Genomic DNA, 18,538 nt, shown 5'->3' with positions numbered 1-18,538 from the left:
CTCACCTGAAAAGGTGAATAGCTATGGCTATCATTCTCGCGTAGCGAGGATTGTTCATAGATCTGTCGGTACTCGCCCCCCAGGCAGGATAGCTCAGTAGCCATTTTTTCTAGGTTGCACCACTGGTCGTGGTGCATGTGATCCAGTTATCTACCCGTGGTTTCCATTGGACCATTCGTTGAAGGTGTTTTGGTGGCACTAGAGCTGAGGTGCACAGCTGAGAGGGATTGTTTTTATATATATAGATAAAGCGCACCCCTCTCACCTAACAGGTAACGATGTGGCTACATCATTCTCGCATAGCGAGGATTGTCCATAGATCTTTCGGCGCTGGCTCTCCCAGGTAGACAGGATAGCTCGATAGCAATTTTCTATGTTGCACCACTGGCGTGGTGCATCTGATCCAGTTAGTTATCTGGCCAAGTATTCCACCAGGAACTTGTCAAATGGGGTGTTCCACTTGTTGCAATCCACGGACTACCTGGCACATGTCGAGCACCATCATGGCTGTGTCCCTGCATAGGAGCAACCTCAACACTGGCTGACGAAAACTGTACTAGCATCTTTCGTTTCCATTTCATAAGGTCTTATAGCCGTAGCTCCACAACAAAGACCTATCTGTATCATGGAAGTAACAATGGAAAGAATTTCACTGCATTCGTTAATTCAGAGAACTATGTGTATGTTGGGGTTCTCATTAGAAAGTATGGCTGATCGGGTATCAGCACTAATCTGGCTTGGTGATAATATCGGTGAACAATGGCCATATTATATTGATGACTCAACAATAGGGTTTAACGATTGGAAATTCATACGCAATGCTGACTCAGGAGAAATCGTATTTAGTAATATGCAAGTCCCTGCTATTAGTAAACATGAGTTGGTAGAGGTCTATCAGGATGATTTTTCTGCAAACAATAATACAACTATGGAATAGTTGATATGAATGTATACCTCAAAAATTATTCATTGGAAATGGAACCACTAACAGATGAAGAGCGGATAGTGGCAGCTCGAGATCCATTGACTACGCCTGAGCAGTTAAACAAGCTATCCATGGACGATGATTCATGTGTTCGTTACTACGTCGCTGGAAATCCTGCAACTCCTATTGAGGCCATTACTCGACTAGCTCACGATGATGACGAGGATGTGAGTGAATTAGCTATCAGCAGTACTGTCATTCAACCTGGCACTCTCAGTGAATTATCGACTCATACTAATGTTGTACAGAGAGTTGCCGTAGCTAGACATCCGTTAACCCCCACAATAGTACTCAATTCATTGTCCACAGATGCTGATAGACATGTCCGTGCAAATGTGGCTCGTAATCCCTCAACCCCCTTATCCGTATTAAACGCGTTATCTCTGGATGAAGCAGAAGATGTCCGTTTCGGTATTGCTGGTAACCCGAAGGTTTCTCAAGTGTTATTGATAAAATTGCTTGAGCGGACAAACCACGATGATATAAGAGTTTTGGCTGCGGCAGCCGCTAATCGTGTATTGCCATCCAGGATATTGATTCAATTTGTTTCTGATGACCGTCCTTTAATCCGTATGTCAGCGGCGAGTAATCCGCTACTAAAACCTGAACAAATGAATGAGTTACTTTTTGATAGTGATGAGTATGTGCGCAAGGCTTTGATGCGAAACCCTGCCTTGCCAGGCTCATTGAGCATGTGTTGCGTGGATGATCTGCTATAAATCTAGGATAAATGTTACAGAGCTCATACTTATGCTTAAATGTAATTAAACAAAATTCTGAAGATGATAGATTGAGATCAAGTTGACTAAATGGATACGTGGAGGTTGGAATGACATTCATAAAGATCGGCAATGGTACTGAAAAAGTAGTTGATTGTTATGAGCGCTCTATGGAGCCAATATATCTAGAGGCAATTTCTTACGAATTTGGGATCGGCGTAGAAGCTGACTTTCTAAAAGCGATTAAAACATATGAGATCGCAGCGTTACGTGGCCACCCTCAATCAAATTTAAAACTTGGCATGCTCTATTTTCATGGTCATGGTGTAACTCAAAATATAAATAAAGCAATTAAGTATTTTTGGAAAGCTGGGGATCGTGGGTGTGCCCTGTCCTACTTTACACTAGGATGGATTTATGACGAAGGGGTTTTAATACCTAAGGATGACGATAAAGCTGAATATTGTTATACAAAATCAGCTGAAAAGGGAAATGGCAACGCACAGTATAACTTATCTCAACTGTGTTTTAAGATAAGTGAAAAAACGGCCAAGAAAAGCTATGAGAAAAAATCAATTGAATGGCTTGAGTTGGCAGTAAAAAATGGCCATCCACTGGCCCAATTGAAAATGGGCATTCATTTAGTCAATAAAAATGAAGGGCCAGAGGTTGATGTAAATGCAAATCAGCTATTTACACTCTCAGTCGAACAGGGAAATATTGATGCGCTATATCAATTAGGATTAATGCATCTAAAAAGCTACAAAAAATATAAGATAGAGCATGATCTCAATATGGCATTTGAGTTTTTAAATAAAGCAAAAGATGCCGGGCATATTCAGGCGCAAGTGAAAATTGGAGACATGTGCTACTGTTGGCTGGGATACGACCTTGATAATACTCAGTTTGAGAACATCAAGATTGGAGGACGTGAATATGAAATAGGGCCAGATTGGGGGCATTATCTCGAAGCAGCAAAAAAAGGCAATATGGAAGCTAAATATAAGGCCAGCATCATACTGTTAAATGAAAATGCGAGCTGTAGTGATGGACTGGAGATGCTTACCTCTGCTGCGTATGGAAACTATCCTGCCGCAAAATATTTGCTGTCTATGAAGGAACTTTGCGAACTCAAGTCATTACTGAATGACAAAGAAGAATGTGAAAAGTATAAGGATATATTGCTTAGAGATATTGGTAGTATTAAAAATAATCTAGAGTACGCATCTGAAAACGGAATAATAGGCGCAAAATTGCAACTAGCAAAATTGTACTGGCAACTCTATCGAGCAGGTTATGGTGATACTAATTGTCGGGCGGCATTGACGCACCTTATGTATTGGGTCCGAGATTATCACTTGTTAAACTACACAGAAATTAATTATTGCCATCATTTAGATGATAGCACTATAGATGAACTTGTTTCGCTAGCTAAATCAGGTGATAGCAAGGCTCAATTTGTACTGGGAACTCGCTATGCAAAGGGGCTTACTGTATCCCAAGAGCTTGAAAAAGCTGAATTTTGGTATAACCAATGTATTGGTTCTGGAGACCCAGAAATCCTATGTCGTCTAGCATACATCTATCACATTGGTGATGGAGTAAATGCAGATATACATAAATGTAAAGAGATTATGGATTCCTATATTAGTCAATTCCCGAGTCTTTATGATGATGATATAAACTATCGACGTGGTTATATCGCACTACATCATGATAAGAACAAGGACGATGCAATTAAATTGTTTGAGTTAGCTTCTCGTAATGCTAACCATTTAGGTGCAACATTTCAACTTGCAAAAATGTATTTGAATGATAATGAGAAGTATGAAGATGGGATAAATATGTTGATTTCTATCTTAGACAAAAAAAGTATCATGAGTGATCTTGGTGAGTGTTGTTTGCTGGCACTTGTTTCTGAGTTTTTAGATAATGTTGGCAACATTGCTAGAAAAAATATCAACGATAACGTGATTGTCCCAGTATTAGATGAGATTCTGTCTATGCCTACTAATTTTGATGATGAAATAAGAAATGAAGCTCTTTATCATATTCAGTATTAACTACCATTTTAAATTGGGTGTTGAGGATGTTTTATAAATGGGCGTGTAGCTTAACGCCCATTTTTAGTGTGTAGTTGATTGACTCCCAGTTAAATAGTAGAGTTATGATATAGAGAATTTGTTTGAGCCCTGTCATTACAGTCTCCATCCATAGAGTATAAGTGGCTTACTCAAGGCAACTTTGTACGTGATTGATGAAGTGTCAGGGTTAGGCAAAAAATAATCAACAAACATCTTAGGACCACTAATGGCCGTCAATCAGGCGAAAATTTTCGAACAGCTCGAACAACTGACTCAAGAGCTAGATGTCGATGAATTTATATACAGCTTTCTGACAGTGTTCGGTTTCCCCAAAGCCACTGTCTCACGAATTCGCAATGGCGATGACCCGAGAAATTTAGCAAAAGAAGCAGGTCATGTTGCGCTCAAGAACAAGCTTTACTTCCAGCCAACAGTAGAGAGAGCAGACCTGAATGCCTTGTTGGATGCTCGCTTAAGCGATCCTGCTATTGCTAAACACAAGATCCGATTTGTGTTGGTCACAGATTTTATCCGGTTTCTGGCGTGGGATACTTTAAGCAAAGAGTTGCTCGATATTGAGCTTGAGGAGCTGCACAGCAACTATGGTTTCTTCCTGCCACTGGTCGGACTGGAAAAAGCCATCATGAGAAGCGAAAACCCGGCCGATGTCAAAGCTGCCGAGAAAATGGGCAAGCTGTTTGACCTGATTCGCACTCAAAATGACCTTAGCCAGCCTGCTGACATCCACGCTCTGAACGTCTTTTTGACTCGCTTGCTGTTTTGCCTATTTGCCGAAGATACCGGCATTTTTGCCAAAGGGCAGTTTACTTCTGCCATCCAGAGCTACACAGAGGAAGATGGTCGTGATCTGGACTTCTTCCTCGATCAATTGTTCACGGTGCTCAACAGCGAACCAGGCAGTGCTAAGCGGCAAAATTTGCCTGTGCATCTGACGGCATTCCCCTACGTCAATGGCGGATTGTTTTCGTCAGATCAACCCATCCCGGAACTGGGTAAGAAAGGCCGCCGGATCCTGCTTGAATGCGGCACCATGGATTGGAGCGAGATCAATCCTGACATCTTCGGCAGTATGTTCCAGGCCGTCATCGACGTAGAACAGCGCAGTCGTCTTGGCCAGCACTATACCTCTTACAGCAATATCATGAAGGTGATTCAGCCGCTGTTTCTTGATTCGTTGCAGGATGAACTTGATAAACAGTTACAGGTTGTAACGAGTAAACGTGCTAGAGGGTTGCAAGCGTTATTGGTGCGGCTGGGCAAAATCAAGGTTTTCGACCCAGCCTGCGGCTCGGGTAACTTCTTGATCGTGGCTTATAAGGAGCTACGCAAGCTTGAGATGGCAGTGATCAAGGCATTGGAGGAAGTTGATCCGCAAGGATTTGCCATGAGTGGGCTGCATCTGTCGCAATTTTACGGCATCGAAATCGACGATTTTGCATGTGAGATTGCCCGGCTGTCGCTGTGGCTGGCCGAGCACCAGCTTAACAGCCTGTGGCAGCAGGAGTTTGGTTTTGCTCCCCCGGCACTCCCTTTGCGTGAAAGCGGTAATATTCACAGTGGCAATAGCCTGCGGCTGGATTGGAACCAGGTATGTCCAAAGGGGAGGGAGGATGAGGTTTACATCATCGGGAATCCACCCTTCTTAGGCACTCTGGGGCGTAGTGAAGAGCAAAAAGCAGATATGCAGGCAGTTTTTGATGGATTCAAAGCTCTCGGCTATCTCGACTATGTGGCTTGTTGGTTTTGGAAAGGAGCTCAATATATTCAACAATCAAAAGCGGAACTGGCATTAGTATCAACAAACTCAATATGTCAAGGAGAGCAAGTTTCAACACTGTGGCCTGCCATTTTCTCGCTTGGTTTGAACATTCAACTTGCTTATCCAACATTTGCATGGGCAAACAATGCTCGTGACAAAGCCGCCGTACACGTAGTGGTTATTGGATTAACTGTACAAGAAAAACAGCGTTTACTTTATCAGAGGATAAATGGAGAGTGGCATTGTAAACAGGTGAAAAACATCAGTCCATACCTGCTGGAAGGCAGTAACGTTGCTATCGGAACACCAAATAAACCGCTGGTTAATGGGGTACCATCACTTCTTTTTGGAAATAAACCGACAGATGGTGGAAACTTATTTTTAACCACTGAAGAGCGAGATGATTTGATAGCTCGCGAACCTCTATCTGAAAAGTGGGTTAGAAAAGTTCTGGGCGCGTCAGAATTTCTTAATGGTAAAGACCGCTGGTGCCTATGGCTAGTAGATGCAACAGAAGATGATTTATTGGCAATGCCAGAGGTTAGAAAACGAACTGATGAAATCCGTAAGCTGAGGATAAAAGCTGGGCATCCGGCAGCATTAAAAATGGCAGAGTCACCACATCTATTTATACAGGTTAGTCAACCTCGTTCTGGAAATTATATTCTTGTACCTAGCGTGTCTTCTGAGCGTAGAACCTATGTTCCACTTGGCTTTTTCAATGCCGATGTGATTTCAACAAATCTGAACTACATAATACCGAATGGCACGCTGTATGAATTTGGTATCCTATCTTCATTGCTACACAACGATTGGATGCGCTTGGTTGCTGGGCGTTTAAAAAGTGATTATCGCTATTCATCCTCTGTCGTTTACAACCCATTCCCCTGGCCGGAAGTCAGGGATGCCCAACGCCAAGAAATAGAGCGTTTAGCAGAAGAGGTCTTGCTGACGCGAGCAGAGTTTACTGGCGACACCCTGGCTAAGCTATACGACCCGGATCTCATGCCCGACAAGCTATTGGCTGCCCATCAGGCGCTCGACAGCGCGGTTGATCGCCTTTACCGCGATCGACCATTCAAAGATGCGGCAGACCGTTTAAGTTGCCTCTTGGCTCGTTACGAGGCTCTCGTCGGAAATTGATCAATGACGCAGGCTGAGGGTCTGCGTTGTGTCACCATTATTCGGAAGGATTCACGATGAACAATTTGTTGCATGTCGAGTATGGCCAGACAGGCCAGAGTGCCAGCTTAAATGAAATGGGGATGCGCGAGATGCAGGCGCGTGCGTTTGCCGAGCGTAATAGCCAGTATTTGTTGATTAAGGCACCGCCTGCTTGCGGCAAGTCTCGTGCTTTGATGTTTCTGGGGCTCGACAAGTTAGAGCGTCAGGGGCTGCGCAAGGTGATAGTAGCTGTGCCAGAAAAGTCCATCGGTGGATCTTTCCAGAATACGCAGTTAACCGAACATGGTTTTTTTGCCGATTGGGTGGTAAGCCCGGAAAACAATCTCTGTGTTGATGGTAGTGACAGCGGAAAGGTCAACGCTTTTCAGCGCTTTATGAGTGGTGATGATCGGATCTTGGTTTGCACCCATGCCACTCTGCGGTTTGCGTTTGATAAGTTACCAGTGGCCGTCTTCAACGACTGTGTTGTGGCCATCGATGAGTTTCACCATGTGTCCGCAGATGGTGATAACCGATTGGGGAGCCTGATCGATGTTCTGATGAATGAGTCGTGCGCCCATATTGTCGCGATGACGGGGTCTTATTTCCGAGGAGATACAGTTCCGATCCTGCTCGCAGAGGATGAGGCCAAGTTTACCAAGGTCACTTACACCTACTACGAACAACTCAATGGCTACCAGTACCTGAAATCCCTTGGCATCGGTTATCACTTTTATCAGGGGCGTTATATCGATGCTTTGCCTGATGTGCTTGATGCCAGCAAGAAAACTATCATCCATATCCCTAACGTCAATTCAGGTGAATCGACCAAGGACAAGCACGGTGAGGTAGATGCCATTCTTGACGTGTTGGGTGAGGTTGCCATGCGTGACCCGGAATCGGGCATTTTGCATATCACAGCCAAAGATGGGCGGATGTTGAAAGTGGCCAACTTGGTAGATGACAATGCCACTGAACGCCCAAAAGTTCAGGCCTATTTACGAGATATCAAACATGCCGATGATATGGACATCATCATTGCCTTAGGAATGGCCAAGGAGGGGTTTGACTGGCCTTACTGTGAGCATGTGTTGACCATTGGTTATCGCAGCTCGCTGACCGAGATTGTGCAGATCATTGGTCGTGCTACCCGTGATTGCAAAGGCAAGAGGCATGCCCAGTTTACCAATCTGATCGCCCAACCTGATGCGCAAGATGAGGATGTTCGGGCATCTGTAAACAATATGCTCAAAGCAATCACCACTTCACTGTTGATGGAGCAAATCCTCGCTCCCAGCATTCAGTTCAAGCCCCGTTCGCAATGGGATGGCACCCCACTGCCGCCTAATACCCTGATTATCGATGACACTACGGCCACACCCGTTTCTCAGAAGGTATTGGACATTTTGAACGGTGACAGGAATGAGTTGATGGCTGCGCTTTTAACCAAAGAGCAGGTGGTGAAAGAGGCGATCACAGATACCACGCCAATTGAAGCCGTGACACAGGTGGCGCTGCCTCAAGTGATCCAGACCCTCTACCCGGAACTGAGCGAGGAAGAGCAGGAACAGGTACGGCAAGGATTGCTGCAAACCATATTGATCAACCAACAGGGAGGCTTGATTGATGGCAAAGACTTGCCAGAAGGTGCGGACGTCGATTTAGGTAGTGAAGCAGGTCATCAGGATGGCAGCACTGGAAGTGGTGTGGCGGGTAAACAGTTTTTGAAAATGGGTGAGAAGTTCCTATGCATCGACAATCTGGATATTGACCTGATCGATACAGTTAATCCGTTCCACGGTGCTTATGAGATCCTGTCCAAGCAGGTCACCGCAGTCATGCTGAAAACGATTCAACAGGCGGTAAGTGCAACCAAATCACAGGTATCTGAAGAAGAGGCGGTGATCCTCTGGCCCAAGATCAAGCAGTTCAAACAGGAACATGGGCGTGAGCCATCGCTTAATGCGAGTGATCCGATTGAGATGCGCTATGCGGAAGCGTTAGCCTTTATACGCAAGATGAAGCAACAACAGATGGCTGCACAGGGACGTTAAGATGATCCGCTTATCGACAGCCAGGCTCGCCACTAAATCGAGCCTGGGAGATATCCTCGGTGAAGAGGATGACCTGGGGTTGCTGGATGTTCAACCGTTGAAAGCCAAAGCGGCTCCCATCGATCTCGCCAGCGCACAGTTTGCTGAAATCACTGCATTCTATGAGCTACATGGCCGGTTACCGGATGAGGGAAGTGGTGCGCAGCTCGAGGAGAAGCTGCTGGCAAGACGACTTAAGGGGATTTTGGCAAATCCCGCCCAGTGCGATCATTTGCAGGCGCAGGATAAATTCGGTCTGTTAAACCGAGGCGAAACAGCTCTAGAACAGAGTTATTTAGCTACTGCGGTTGAGCCTGAAACGTGCATAAGCAAGTCTGAATTGGTGACTTCGCTTGCTGATATTTTTGCCGATGACGATGATGGGTTACTCGACTTTGATGAACCTGACATCTTCAACTTGCGGCATATCTCTGGCGAGAAAAAAGAACAACCTGATGAGATTGCTCAGCGTCAACCGTGCCGTGATTTCCCCCGATTTGCCCCATTATTTACTGCCTTCCATGATGGTTTGAAGGCGGGAGCCTTTGGTTTAGAACGCTTCACGCATAAGTTGAAAATTGCTGCTGGTGATTTCTTCATTCTCAATGGGGTGATCGGTTATGTGGATAGTGTGGGGGAGCGCCTAGAGCAATATAGCGGGTACAATGCCAGGCTTTATCTGGTGTTTGAAAATGGTACTGAGATGCACATGCTCTATCAGTCATTGACCCATGGTTTGGTTCGAGATAACGAAGGTCGAAAAGCTCAGCTCAATGGGCAATCATTGCTGCCATCTTTGGATACAGTGCCGACCGGGGTTGTTTATATCCTCAAAACACTGAGTACAGATCCTGCTCTCATTCCATATAAGCCGAATCTCTACAAGATTGGGTTCACTGAAACATCGGTGGAAGAGCGGATCAAAAATGCAGAGCTGGACAGTACATTTCTGGAGGCTCCGGTTCAAATAGTTGCGACCAACCATTGTTTCAATCTCAATGCGCAAAAGCTGGAGGCTTTAGTTCATGGTTTTCTTTCCTCACGACGTCTCAATGTAAAACTAAAGGGGCTCGGTGGACAGGTATATACTCCGAAGGAGTGGTTTTGTGTTCCTATAGAGACAGCTATGGATGTAATTCAGTACATCGTTGATGGCTCTATCTCTCAGTATCGGTTAGATAACACCACTGGCAAGATTGTTGCGAAGCAGTAGGTTATATGACCACGATGCGAATGCATCTTTTCAACCATTTGTTCTAAGAGATTTTTCGCAGCAGTAAAACGAGCAGTTTATTAGGGATGCTTTTACTTGAAGGGTGAGGGGATGATAAACATACTATTCCCTCGCCCTTTAATTGAAAATGGTTTCGTTCTCGCAGAGCGAGGAATGCTCATACATATTGCCTATCTATAAATCAATCGTAGTTCGGTTCGGGCTACGCCTTTGAGTTTTGCACCACAGTGGTGCATCCACACCAGTTACAATAAATCGCGTCAAAGATCGTTCTTGTCACTAGCTCCTCATACTACATCGCTGTGTAGTGGCCGTTGTATCGCATCGGCTATTCAGATAGAGCTCTTGCCACACCTCCAAATTATTAGAGTTTATAGATAGTTTTGCCATTTTAGGGCTCAATTATAATGTTTAACTAATAAATTTAGAGAAAAGTCAAGATATTTTTATTTGCCCTATTGCAAACGCATTGGAATCAGCATATCGTTCATTTCGTACATACCAGTCAGTGTATGTAGATACATAATTTATATTTATGAATTCTTCCAAGAGATTAAAAAGTCTCTAAGGAGCATACCTACGCCAAATTTTGGGTGTGAATGCTAGAGAAGTATTTAAATATTTAATAACTATAATAGAAATGTAGCGTTGAAAAACGCCACCATATTATTATAAAAACTAAATGAGGTGGATATGATTGTGTTGAGTTGTGGCGAAAACTGCCAGTTGAAATTTGGGATTGATGAATCTAACGCGCTGAGGGATAAAATCGTAGAAATTATTGGCGATGGTGAGTCTAGGAATTCAGTAAGATTAATCAGTGACAATAAATCGGGATTTGATGCAGTGAAAATTGCATTCGATTATAATATCACAGTCGTGCTGGATGGGCATGAGTTTAAGCCAGGTTCGAACAAGGTCAATCTAGGGTTGCTGCTTCTCGGGTATGCTAAAAATGAGGTGGAGGAGCAAGAAGCAATTGATTTTGTGGCGCTAAACTCTCATCATTTTTGCCCAGAAATAATGTCTCAGACGTCTCTAATTGATTATGTTTGGTCTCAAACTAGTAATCGATTCCATACTAGAATCGCCGAGGCTATAAACAAACACTTGTTTGCTAAAAAGAGCGCGGTATCTTTGGCGCACAATTTCTATACTAAGAATGATAATATTACTGAAACTAATATCGATCTTTGTCACGAAAGATTATGTCTAGATCGCTTCCCTGGGATTCACATAGTTGTTACCCCACCAGGTACGGGTAAAACAACTAATTGCCTAATACCCACATTTGATGAGGCTGGGAATAATGGCATGCATCCTATTTTTTTAAATCCATCTCGAGCTTTCAATAATTCTCTTTATCACAATCTGGATAATCGAAACTACCAGACAGATACCCCCAAAAATGAAACCGGTGTCTATGGTGTTAGTCTGAGCATTTTATATAGTAAAAAATATAAGCATATCCGGGATAAGTGCCAAATTTTGATTATAGATGAATTTGAGGATGTTTTTAATTTAATGCACTCAGAATTGGGCATGAGAGTCTCAGTTGATGAATACATTGAAAGGATGGATAATTTCAAAAAAATTATTACTGATGCCAGCACGGTTGTTATTGCCGATGCGTTTTTAAGTCAGGACTCATTTGATTTTTTGGTTGATTTGGCTGAGTTCAGTAATAAGAAGGTGTTCGTATATAGGTCATCCAAACCTAAAGTGATGCCAGAAATCTTTTTAACAACTAAACCAGATATTATAAACAAAATCAATGAGCGTGCATCAAGCGACAAAAAATGTATTGTATTTAGCGACGAGGCACATAATGCAAAAAAATCAAATGTTAACGTCTTGGTAAATGCAATAAATACACCCAATAAAATATTAATCGATGCTGACACTGCTCGTAAATACCCTAATGGCGCTATAAACAAAAATGTTAGCAGTAAACTGGTATCAATTTTTACACCAGTTGTGAAAAATGGATTTAGTTTCACAGATAAGGATCTAACATTTACTGCAATTATTTCAAATGGGCTCGTTCAGCCTAATGATATTATGCAGTTTGTCCACCGGGCGAGGAATGCTAATAATGCATTTTTAGCGCTCATTGGTGGCAAAAATAGGGTATATAAAAATAGCGATCATATCATTACAGAGTTGGTGATGTCAGCGTTGGGGTGTGATTACTCTATTGAACGTTTGTATGAGTATTGCCACAACCCCACATTAATGCATATGGTTAACCGATTGTTTATTCAACATAAATTGTGTTTGGATTATAATTTCACCCTACTAACAATGCTTGAACAACAGGGTTATAAAATTAGCTATCTTTTACCTGAGATGACGATTAGTGATAAAAAAATGCTTGAGTTAGCTGAGTTGAAAACAGAGGAGGAGCGAATTTGCGGGTTATTAAATAGAAGTGAATTTTATGCTCAGGAGGCTTTTGATATTGAGGATTTTTACGGTGAGAAATTAAGTGAGGGGTTAATAAAATTTGACGATAGAGGAAATTCTCGCAGAATAATTACGAATAACATTCCAGTATATAGGGGGGCTGACTATTATAACAGTCAAGAGTCCATAACATTTGCAATGATAAAATCGCTAGCCAATGAGTTAAAACTCAGTGAGAATTATTGCTACAGTAGTGATGAGGCAGGTAAATTCCTAGCGTGGATTGAGAATGGAAAATTTAAGTTTGGTCATGAACTCATTGCAGTAAAAAAATTCTTTAATAAAGACCATTTTATCATTCCATCTAAAAGGGGAATTCCAATTAGGTTTTTAGAGTCGTTCCTCAATAAGAATTTTGGCTATAAAACGGATTCGAGTAAGCCCAAAAATTACTATCGTGATGGACCAGGATCGGTGCGTTCAAAAAGAGCTGTTAAAATAGCGTACCTGCCAAATGATATTAGTTACTGGCTTACCAAAAAATTGGCCAGTCAGTAACTATATTTAACCTGTACAGATATAGTCATCACCTGACACCGGCCTCAAACCGGTGTCTTATTGTTTTATTTTGGAATGCATTTATTTACAGTGGTTACGCATTTTCAAATTATTACTCATATAAAGAAAATCTGTTTGTGTATTGAGCTGTATTCCTAGCTTAAGAAATATATTTCAGAATGCGTTTACGACCCTCCTTTGCTTCGATACGGCCAAAGTCCGCAAAAAAGTGCCCAAACTCTTGCAGATAATTGTCTCGTAGGTATGTAGTTTCCAATACCAAACGCCCATTACCATCAAGAGAAAAAACTTGAGCTCTCAGGAAGCATTTACAATTACCAACAGAGAACTCAAATACATTGCGAGTATCATCAAGAAAGCCATCTCGAACTAGGTTTTTTCGTTGGTTTTGTTTTATGGAGAGCAAAAACTCAACGAGAAACTCTTCATTTTCTTCTTTTAAGCTATCCTCTACAATTGCTAAATCAGCTGGGGAGAAGTCGCAGCCAATAGTTCTCATGAAATCCATATCACCCTCATGTGTTAGATAAGGGTGAGTATGCAAATTTCCGATTCGCTCATAACCCATTTGTTCAGCAATATGCTTTTTCAGATATTGTGTATCTTCCTTAGGTGTAACCGACCCTGCTTGCATAATTGCGGTAGTATCCACCGAAATAAACTCAACCTTATATGTGGTTTTCTCTTTTCCTCTTTTAACCGTACCGAAGACAGATGCGTGCAATTCTATGCCACTGCGTAATTGTCCTTGATGTTGTACAACAAAAGCCTCAAAACCATTCAACAGCAATTGAGCTACAACTTGTTTTGATAAATGAATGTGATGTTCCATTTTTAAATCTCAGTGCAAGTTTATCGATTGAATAACTGTAGGTACAAAGCGATATTGTGCAATGCATAAAATTGTCATATCTATTGTCTGACACATTGATGACAAGGTAAAAGAATGTATTCAATTGTGGCACTAGTTAGCAAGCTGGAGGCGTTGTTTCCAAAATCAGCCAGCAAGTCATGACTTCTCTGGATGAGGGGCACGGATGAGCACATCATCTAATGATTGGCGAACCATAATATGATGCCTGTTATGGTCGCCAAATTTAATAAGTTACTACATCATAAAGCCAACATATTTTTACATCTTAATAAAATTGGGAGACTTAAGTATCATAAAATTCTGTTGACTAGAAGATACCGAATAGCTTCGTCTTGTTACTGATTAAAATTTCGGGTCGAAACCGGTAAGAGGCAAAGAAGTTGTCTTGTTCAGCATATTTAACAAACAAGTGGTCGAGTTCAACATCAACTTGTTTAAAGCCGTCATCCAGCCAGCCAATCATAGTAGACTTCAAGGTAAGGATAATTTTTGCTACCTCATAAATAGCTCCCACTTTGCGCATTAGATTATCTGAATCAACTCCATCTTCGATCTCTTTAAAGCGAGCTTCAATATTGCTTTGAAACTCTTCGAAAGCTCGAGTTACAGTGTTTTCTAGCTCATAGCTGGTTTCCCAGCCTCCATCAAAACCAAAGGATGACAGGTAATCATCAAAACTTTTTAAGTCGGAAAATACTTCATCCAAGTCGGGGAGCTCGATTTCCTTATCAAGGTCCAAGTCTGCGAGTTTGAAAAGGCTGAGATCTGCACTTTCAATCTTGTCAACTACTGTGTTGCGCATTTCCTTTAGAATTCGCTTGATATTCAAACAACTCATAGCGGCCAGACGTTTGCTCAAGAAAGTGCGTGATTGCTCTAGGTATAATGAAAGTACCTCATCCCTACCAAAGGGCTGGGTTGAGTGCCCACCGCGCTTGCGTACAGACACTGAACACAGGGGGGTGACCGGAACACCTGGGCAGTACTTCTTAATTTCCTGCGTCAAGGCTTCTACTTTTTCCCCTGCGACATCGGCATTGGTAAGGATGACTTGCAGGGGAATATGGGTATCTTGGGCGATATCTTTGATGAGGTTAAGATCGACTGGTTCTAGTCGGGCTGAACTAGCATTGATGACATAGAAAGCCCCATGTATCCATGTTTCAGGCTCCATGGGGCGTTCCCGCCGTTGCCGCATAAAACGATCGAACTGGTCTCTCCAACGTCCATAGTTGTTAGCCTCCAAACCCACACTGTCGAACACATTTAGCAGGTGCCCTCTGTGTTCAAAAGTGTACGACTGGAAGTTTTTTTCCCAAGAAGTGACAGGTTTACCACTTCCGACTTCAAACATATCTTGTTTGTCGAAGAGATAATTGCAGAAACTACTTTTTCCTACACCGCTTTTTCCCAAAACAATTAGATTGATTGCGAATTTGTCCATGCGTTCCATAACCCTGAACAGCTTTATTAAGAAGGAAGGCTTAGGATAAAGGACAGTGGCTTGCCTCTCACTAGGACCTTCCTGTGTCATTAGTGAGTATCAGGCCTTGTTAGCTTTCCATTTGGCTAGGCCACTGTTGAATGCTTGCATAAATAGTTCACTTGAAAGTAATTTGGTCCAATCAGGTGCCCTTCCTGTTTTTAGATAGCCCTCGATGGCTCGTTCATATACCTCGATCAAGGCTAGCCCAAGCCCACCAGTGATGACACCGGCTACCCCAGCGTTAATGAACTGCCCCAATACCGGGATAAGTTTGGTCAGGCTGGCTGCCAATTGGCGTCCCATCAAGGAGATGATTTGACCCTTGAGCATACTGACTGCGATTTCACCAATTGAATCGATACCATAGATCTTGGCCAATGATGCGGCCATTGCTATCTGCTGAGGTACGATGAGTAGCGCGTCTGACATTGGGATCGGGTTGAGCCCTGCGCTTGCTGCGGTGGTGGCGCTATAAGTCATGATGATGTTCATCGCTTCGCTGCGCTTGGCTTGCAGAGAGGCAATCTGTGCAGCCACAAACGACCGACGTAGAGAGTCATTACTGAGTGATGTGCTTGACCAATCGATCAGTTTTTCAAGATCCAGTTTTAGTTCTGGGTCATGGTTAGGATTGTTGGCACAGGTCTCAAATACCTCACAGGTCATACCGTTTTCCCGTAGTACCTGGCGGAATATCTGAGAGGTCTCACCATTGCCTTGCTCATCGACTGGTTCGGCATCACATTGGGTAAGAACTACAGCCACTGGTATATCTAGCTGGTCTGTAATCAAACGAAGGTTATCAAGGTCGAAATCAGTAATCCGGTGGTTGGCTACCGACAAGCAGTACCAAATGAGATGGATCTGTTCATTTAGTGCTTTGTTTTTGCGTTGTTTGATCTCTGGAATGATTTTTTCACGAAAGTTACCCGCTGAAATTTTACCTTCAGAAACCTCATATCCCTCGGTATCGAAAATAACTAATGGTACCTTAGGGTCCTCGTAGCGCTCACAACCTCGGGTAACGGGTTGTCCTGTCCCTACCTTGGCGATGGACTTGCCGAAGATTAGGTTGATGAGGCTGCTTTTACCGACCCCCGTCCCACCGACGATCATGAGATTTGGTCGTGAAACCTGAGCCATCTCATTGTCAAACTGTTCTTCCAATCGATCTTCAATACTGGCCATCAACTTCATCTCCATAACAAGTGCGCACTATAGCGCGTAGAGGTTATTAGTCTTAAACCTGCAATTATGTAGAGGTTATTAGTCTTAAACCTGCAATTATTCTAATTACTTAGCGTCACTATCATAACCAAGATGATTCGAATGATGCCAGTCTCATCATCAGATTCAATGGAGTTCTGAGCCGTTGGATGGGCTCTCTACCTGCTGGGGTCTGCTGGTTGTCGAGTTCAGCGGGAAACACCATGGGGATAGGCGATATTTCAGCCTCTTGGATGTGAGCGGACTAACCAGATAATGGCCATGGTTTTTGAATCAAGTGGTTGCTAGAGGTGGGGAGATTGATGCCCTGGAGCAAGCACTTTTCTTTCACATACCTGCCTTGTCCTACCAACTCACGCTCCGTGCTCAGGCTACAACAAACATGAGCATGAATTGTGCCGACTCCTGCATGAGATCTGGACACAAAAATCAGATCTATTACACGGTAACGTCTACTCCTTCTACGTCTGTTACTAATCGATTTTTTGCTCATGTAGGTTCATAGAAACCTCAGTTTACGCACGTAAAAAAGCCACGATTTTTTCCAAAAAACCTAAGCATTTTTTTTCATAACCACATCATTTTTTGCGAGAGTATCATGCCGTTTTTTTTTACTTTTTATGGTGGAGTCATTCTGTGGAAACCTATTGTTTTTTCCACGAGAAAAAATTTTTCTATGAGTGTTTTTTTTTTGATTTCCATCGTTAGAAACCCCTCATTATTGACAATAAAAGAGAGAAAAAAATAATTGAAATTTCAGAATAAAATATTTTCGGTGTTTTTTGTTGTTTGCTATTGCCATTTATATGAAATCAACCTAAATTAACTGCAACTAGGTGCATGCTATACATTCACATCTGCAAATGATGAATATGTGTACTTTAACCTAAAGATCATATTTGGCAATAAGCTCCTCGCTATTTGCGGAGCTTCAACTACCAATAGATAAACACAAGTGCTGAAATATCCCATGTTAACATGTAAGGTTGTATTGTAATGAAAAAAGTAAATAATGAAATTTGTGCGATTGATATCGAGGCTCATAATGAAGCTCTTGACCTTTTGAGATATAGATTTAACCTGGATAAAATCATCCGCCCCCTTGATAAGCATGTTGTGCTCAAAAACTATAACCATATTCATGAATTCCATGACTTCCCTGCATTTGTGATTTTAAATGATGACATTGCAGAATCTGTAGCAAGTGCATTAGATAATGTATCTATTAAGATGTATTATGATGATATCGCTGCATCATCTGACAATGATGAGAATGATAGGGCTGTTACTTATGACCAAGTGCTTTCAGATTGGGCCCAAAGCAACATGCCAAGTTACTATAGACCAGGTAGTGACTACCAATCTGCTGAGGAGTTCCTTGCAGATATGGGGACTGACTATGTGAATGACTCTATTATTCTAGCAAATTATAAAATGGCTATAGATGTGCTGTTAAGAGCAGAAGCAAAGCTATGATTGATGTGAGTTTAGTTTCAATGCTGAACAATTAAAGGTTGGTCTTGCTTGTTTCAACGTATTACTGGTAATTCTGAAATTTAAATTGCTGTATGTAGGTGCTTAAAACATCCATACCAAAAACGTAAACTTCAAATTCGATGAAAATAGCATTCTCAACGTATGTGGGGCTGTAAACAGCGCTGCTTGTTTACAGTCCCCTTGAGTTTATTACCACATAGCCTGAAGTTAAAAATCCCTCTCTCCTTCGGATCTATTTTGCATCTAATCATTTTCGAGTTAATGGTTAGATGTCGTGTTGCCGTGGCATAGCTGAAATGAGTGGATATAGAGCTGGCTCCTGAATACTGGCCAGCATAGCCCCTCAGAATCGCTTAAAAACTCTTTATACTGGTGCTGCGAGGCGTTGCTATGCTGAGCGTTGTGCAGAA

The 18,538-nt window shown here is 42.5% G+C and carries 11 protein-coding genes; 8 read left to right on the top strand and 3 right to left on the bottom strand.

Translation table 11 applies throughout. The features are described 5' to 3' along the window. The first annotated feature begins 637 nt into the window (after window positions 1-637). The 7 genes from BN1117_RS08580 to BN1117_RS08555 all read left to right on the top strand — a co-directional run bounded on the left by BN1117_RS08580 (window position 638) and on the right by BN1117_RS08555 (window position 13,023). Window positions 638-937, top strand: coding sequence for a hypothetical protein (locus BN1117_RS08580; RefSeq protein WP_040096553.1), 300 nt, complete (start codon window positions 638-640; stop codon window positions 935-937). Window positions 938-942: 5 nt separating this feature from the next. After that, window positions 943-1,704 carry a hypothetical protein gene (locus tag BN1117_RS19415; protein WP_156129932.1) on the top strand — a complete coding sequence of 254 codons (762 nt, stop codon included), beginning with the start codon at window positions 943-945 and terminating at the stop codon, window positions 1,702-1,704. Between the two features lie 110 nt (window positions 1,705-1,814). Further along, entirely contained in the window at window positions 1,815-3,767 is a 1,953-nt protein-coding gene (locus BN1117_RS08575; RefSeq protein WP_040096552.1) for a tetratricopeptide repeat protein, read from the top strand. A gap of 247 nt (window positions 3,768-4,014) precedes the next feature. Then, window positions 4,015-6,711, top strand: a complete 2,697-nt coding sequence (locus tag BN1117_RS08570; RefSeq protein WP_040096550.1) for a DNA methyltransferase — start codon at window positions 4,015-4,017, stop codon at window positions 6,709-6,711. A gap of 56 nt (window positions 6,712-6,767) precedes the next feature. Further along, complete coding sequence (locus BN1117_RS08565) at window positions 6,768-8,786, top strand: DEAD/DEAH box helicase (RefSeq protein ID WP_040096548.1); 2,019 nt, start codon at window positions 6,768-6,770, stop codon at window positions 8,784-8,786. 1 nt (window position 8,787) lies between these two features. Continuing rightward, entirely contained in the window at window positions 8,788-10,038 is a 1,251-nt protein-coding gene (locus BN1117_RS08560) for a GIY-YIG nuclease family protein (RefSeq protein ID WP_040096547.1), read from the top strand. 714 nt (window positions 10,039-10,752) lie between these two features. Continuing rightward, a complete protein-coding gene (locus BN1117_RS08555; protein ID WP_040096545.1) occupies window positions 10,753-13,023 on the top strand; it encodes a hypothetical protein in 2,271 nt (756 codons plus the stop codon). Window positions 13,024-13,183: 160 nt separating this feature from the next. On the opposite strand, the gene BN1117_RS08550 is transcribed toward BN1117_RS08555, so the two are convergent. The 3 genes from BN1117_RS08550 to BN1117_RS08540 form a co-directional block, all read right to left on the bottom strand. Further along, window positions 13,184-13,876: a hypothetical protein gene (locus tag BN1117_RS08550; protein WP_040096543.1), complete on the bottom strand. Its 693-nt coding sequence runs from the start codon at window positions 13,874-13,876 to the stop codon at window positions 13,184-13,186. A gap of 349 nt (window positions 13,877-14,225) precedes the next feature. After that, window positions 14,226-15,362, bottom strand: a complete 1,137-nt coding sequence (locus BN1117_RS08545) for a GTPase (RefSeq protein WP_167334821.1) — start codon at window positions 15,360-15,362, stop codon at window positions 14,226-14,228. A 99-nt stretch (window positions 15,363-15,461) separates the two neighbouring features. Continuing rightward, window positions 15,462-16,592 (bottom strand): YcjF family protein, encoded by a 1,131-nt coding sequence (locus BN1117_RS08540; RefSeq protein ID WP_167334820.1) that lies wholly within the window; start codon window positions 16,590-16,592, stop codon window positions 15,462-15,464. Window positions 16,593-17,627: 1,035 nt separating this feature from the next. Between BN1117_RS08540 and BN1117_RS08535 the strand changes: the two genes are divergently transcribed. Beyond that, the gene (locus BN1117_RS08535; RefSeq protein WP_040096539.1) at window positions 17,628-18,107 is read left to right on the top strand and encodes a hypothetical protein; all 480 of its coding nucleotides are present in this window, start codon (window positions 17,628-17,630) and stop codon (window positions 18,105-18,107) included. Window positions 18,108-18,538: the final 431 nt, after the last annotated feature.

Source organism: Aeromonas australiensis, assembly GCF_000819725.1.
Taxonomy (GTDB): Bacteria; Pseudomonadota; Gammaproteobacteria; order Enterobacterales; family Aeromonadaceae; genus Aeromonas; species Aeromonas australiensis.
Note: the sequence above shows the minus strand (reverse complement) of the source record. Positions and strands in the feature narration are given on the sequence as shown.

Excerpts from the sequence above, each read along its gene's own strand:
- BN1117_RS08575 (WP_040096552.1), top strand. The coding sequence starts at position 1,815 with ATGACATTCATAAAGATCGGCAATGGTACTGAAAAAGTAGTTGATTGT.
- BN1117_RS08545 (WP_167334821.1), bottom strand. The coding sequence starts at position 15,362 with ATGGACAAATTCGCAATCAATCTAATTGTTTTGGGAAAAAGCGGTGTA.
- BN1117_RS08535 (WP_040096539.1), top strand. The coding sequence starts at position 17,628 with ATGAAAAAAGTAAATAATGAAATTTGTGCGATTGATATCGAGGCTCAT.
- BN1117_RS08570 (WP_040096550.1), top strand. The coding sequence starts at position 4,015 with ATGGCCGTCAATCAGGCGAAAATTTTCGAACAGCTCGAACAACTGACT.
- BN1117_RS08555 (WP_040096545.1), top strand. The coding sequence starts at position 10,753 with ATGATTGTGTTGAGTTGTGGCGAAAACTGCCAGTTGAAATTTGGGATT.
- BN1117_RS08580 (WP_040096553.1), top strand. The coding sequence starts at position 638 with ATGGAAAGAATTTCACTGCATTCGTTAATTCAGAGAACTATGTGTATG.
- BN1117_RS08565 (WP_040096548.1), top strand. The coding sequence starts at position 6,768 with ATGAACAATTTGTTGCATGTCGAGTATGGCCAGACAGGCCAGAGTGCC.
- BN1117_RS19415 (WP_156129932.1), top strand. The coding sequence starts at position 943 with ATGAATGTATACCTCAAAAATTATTCATTGGAAATGGAACCACTAACA.
- BN1117_RS08560 (WP_040096547.1), top strand. The coding sequence starts at position 8,788 with ATGATCCGCTTATCGACAGCCAGGCTCGCCACTAAATCGAGCCTGGGA.
- BN1117_RS08540 (WP_167334820.1), bottom strand. The coding sequence starts at position 16,592 with ATGGCCAGTATTGAAGATCGATTGGAAGAACAGTTTGACAATGAGATG.
- BN1117_RS08550 (WP_040096543.1), bottom strand. The coding sequence starts at position 13,876 with ATGGAACATCACATTCATTTATCAAAACAAGTTGTAGCTCAATTGCTG.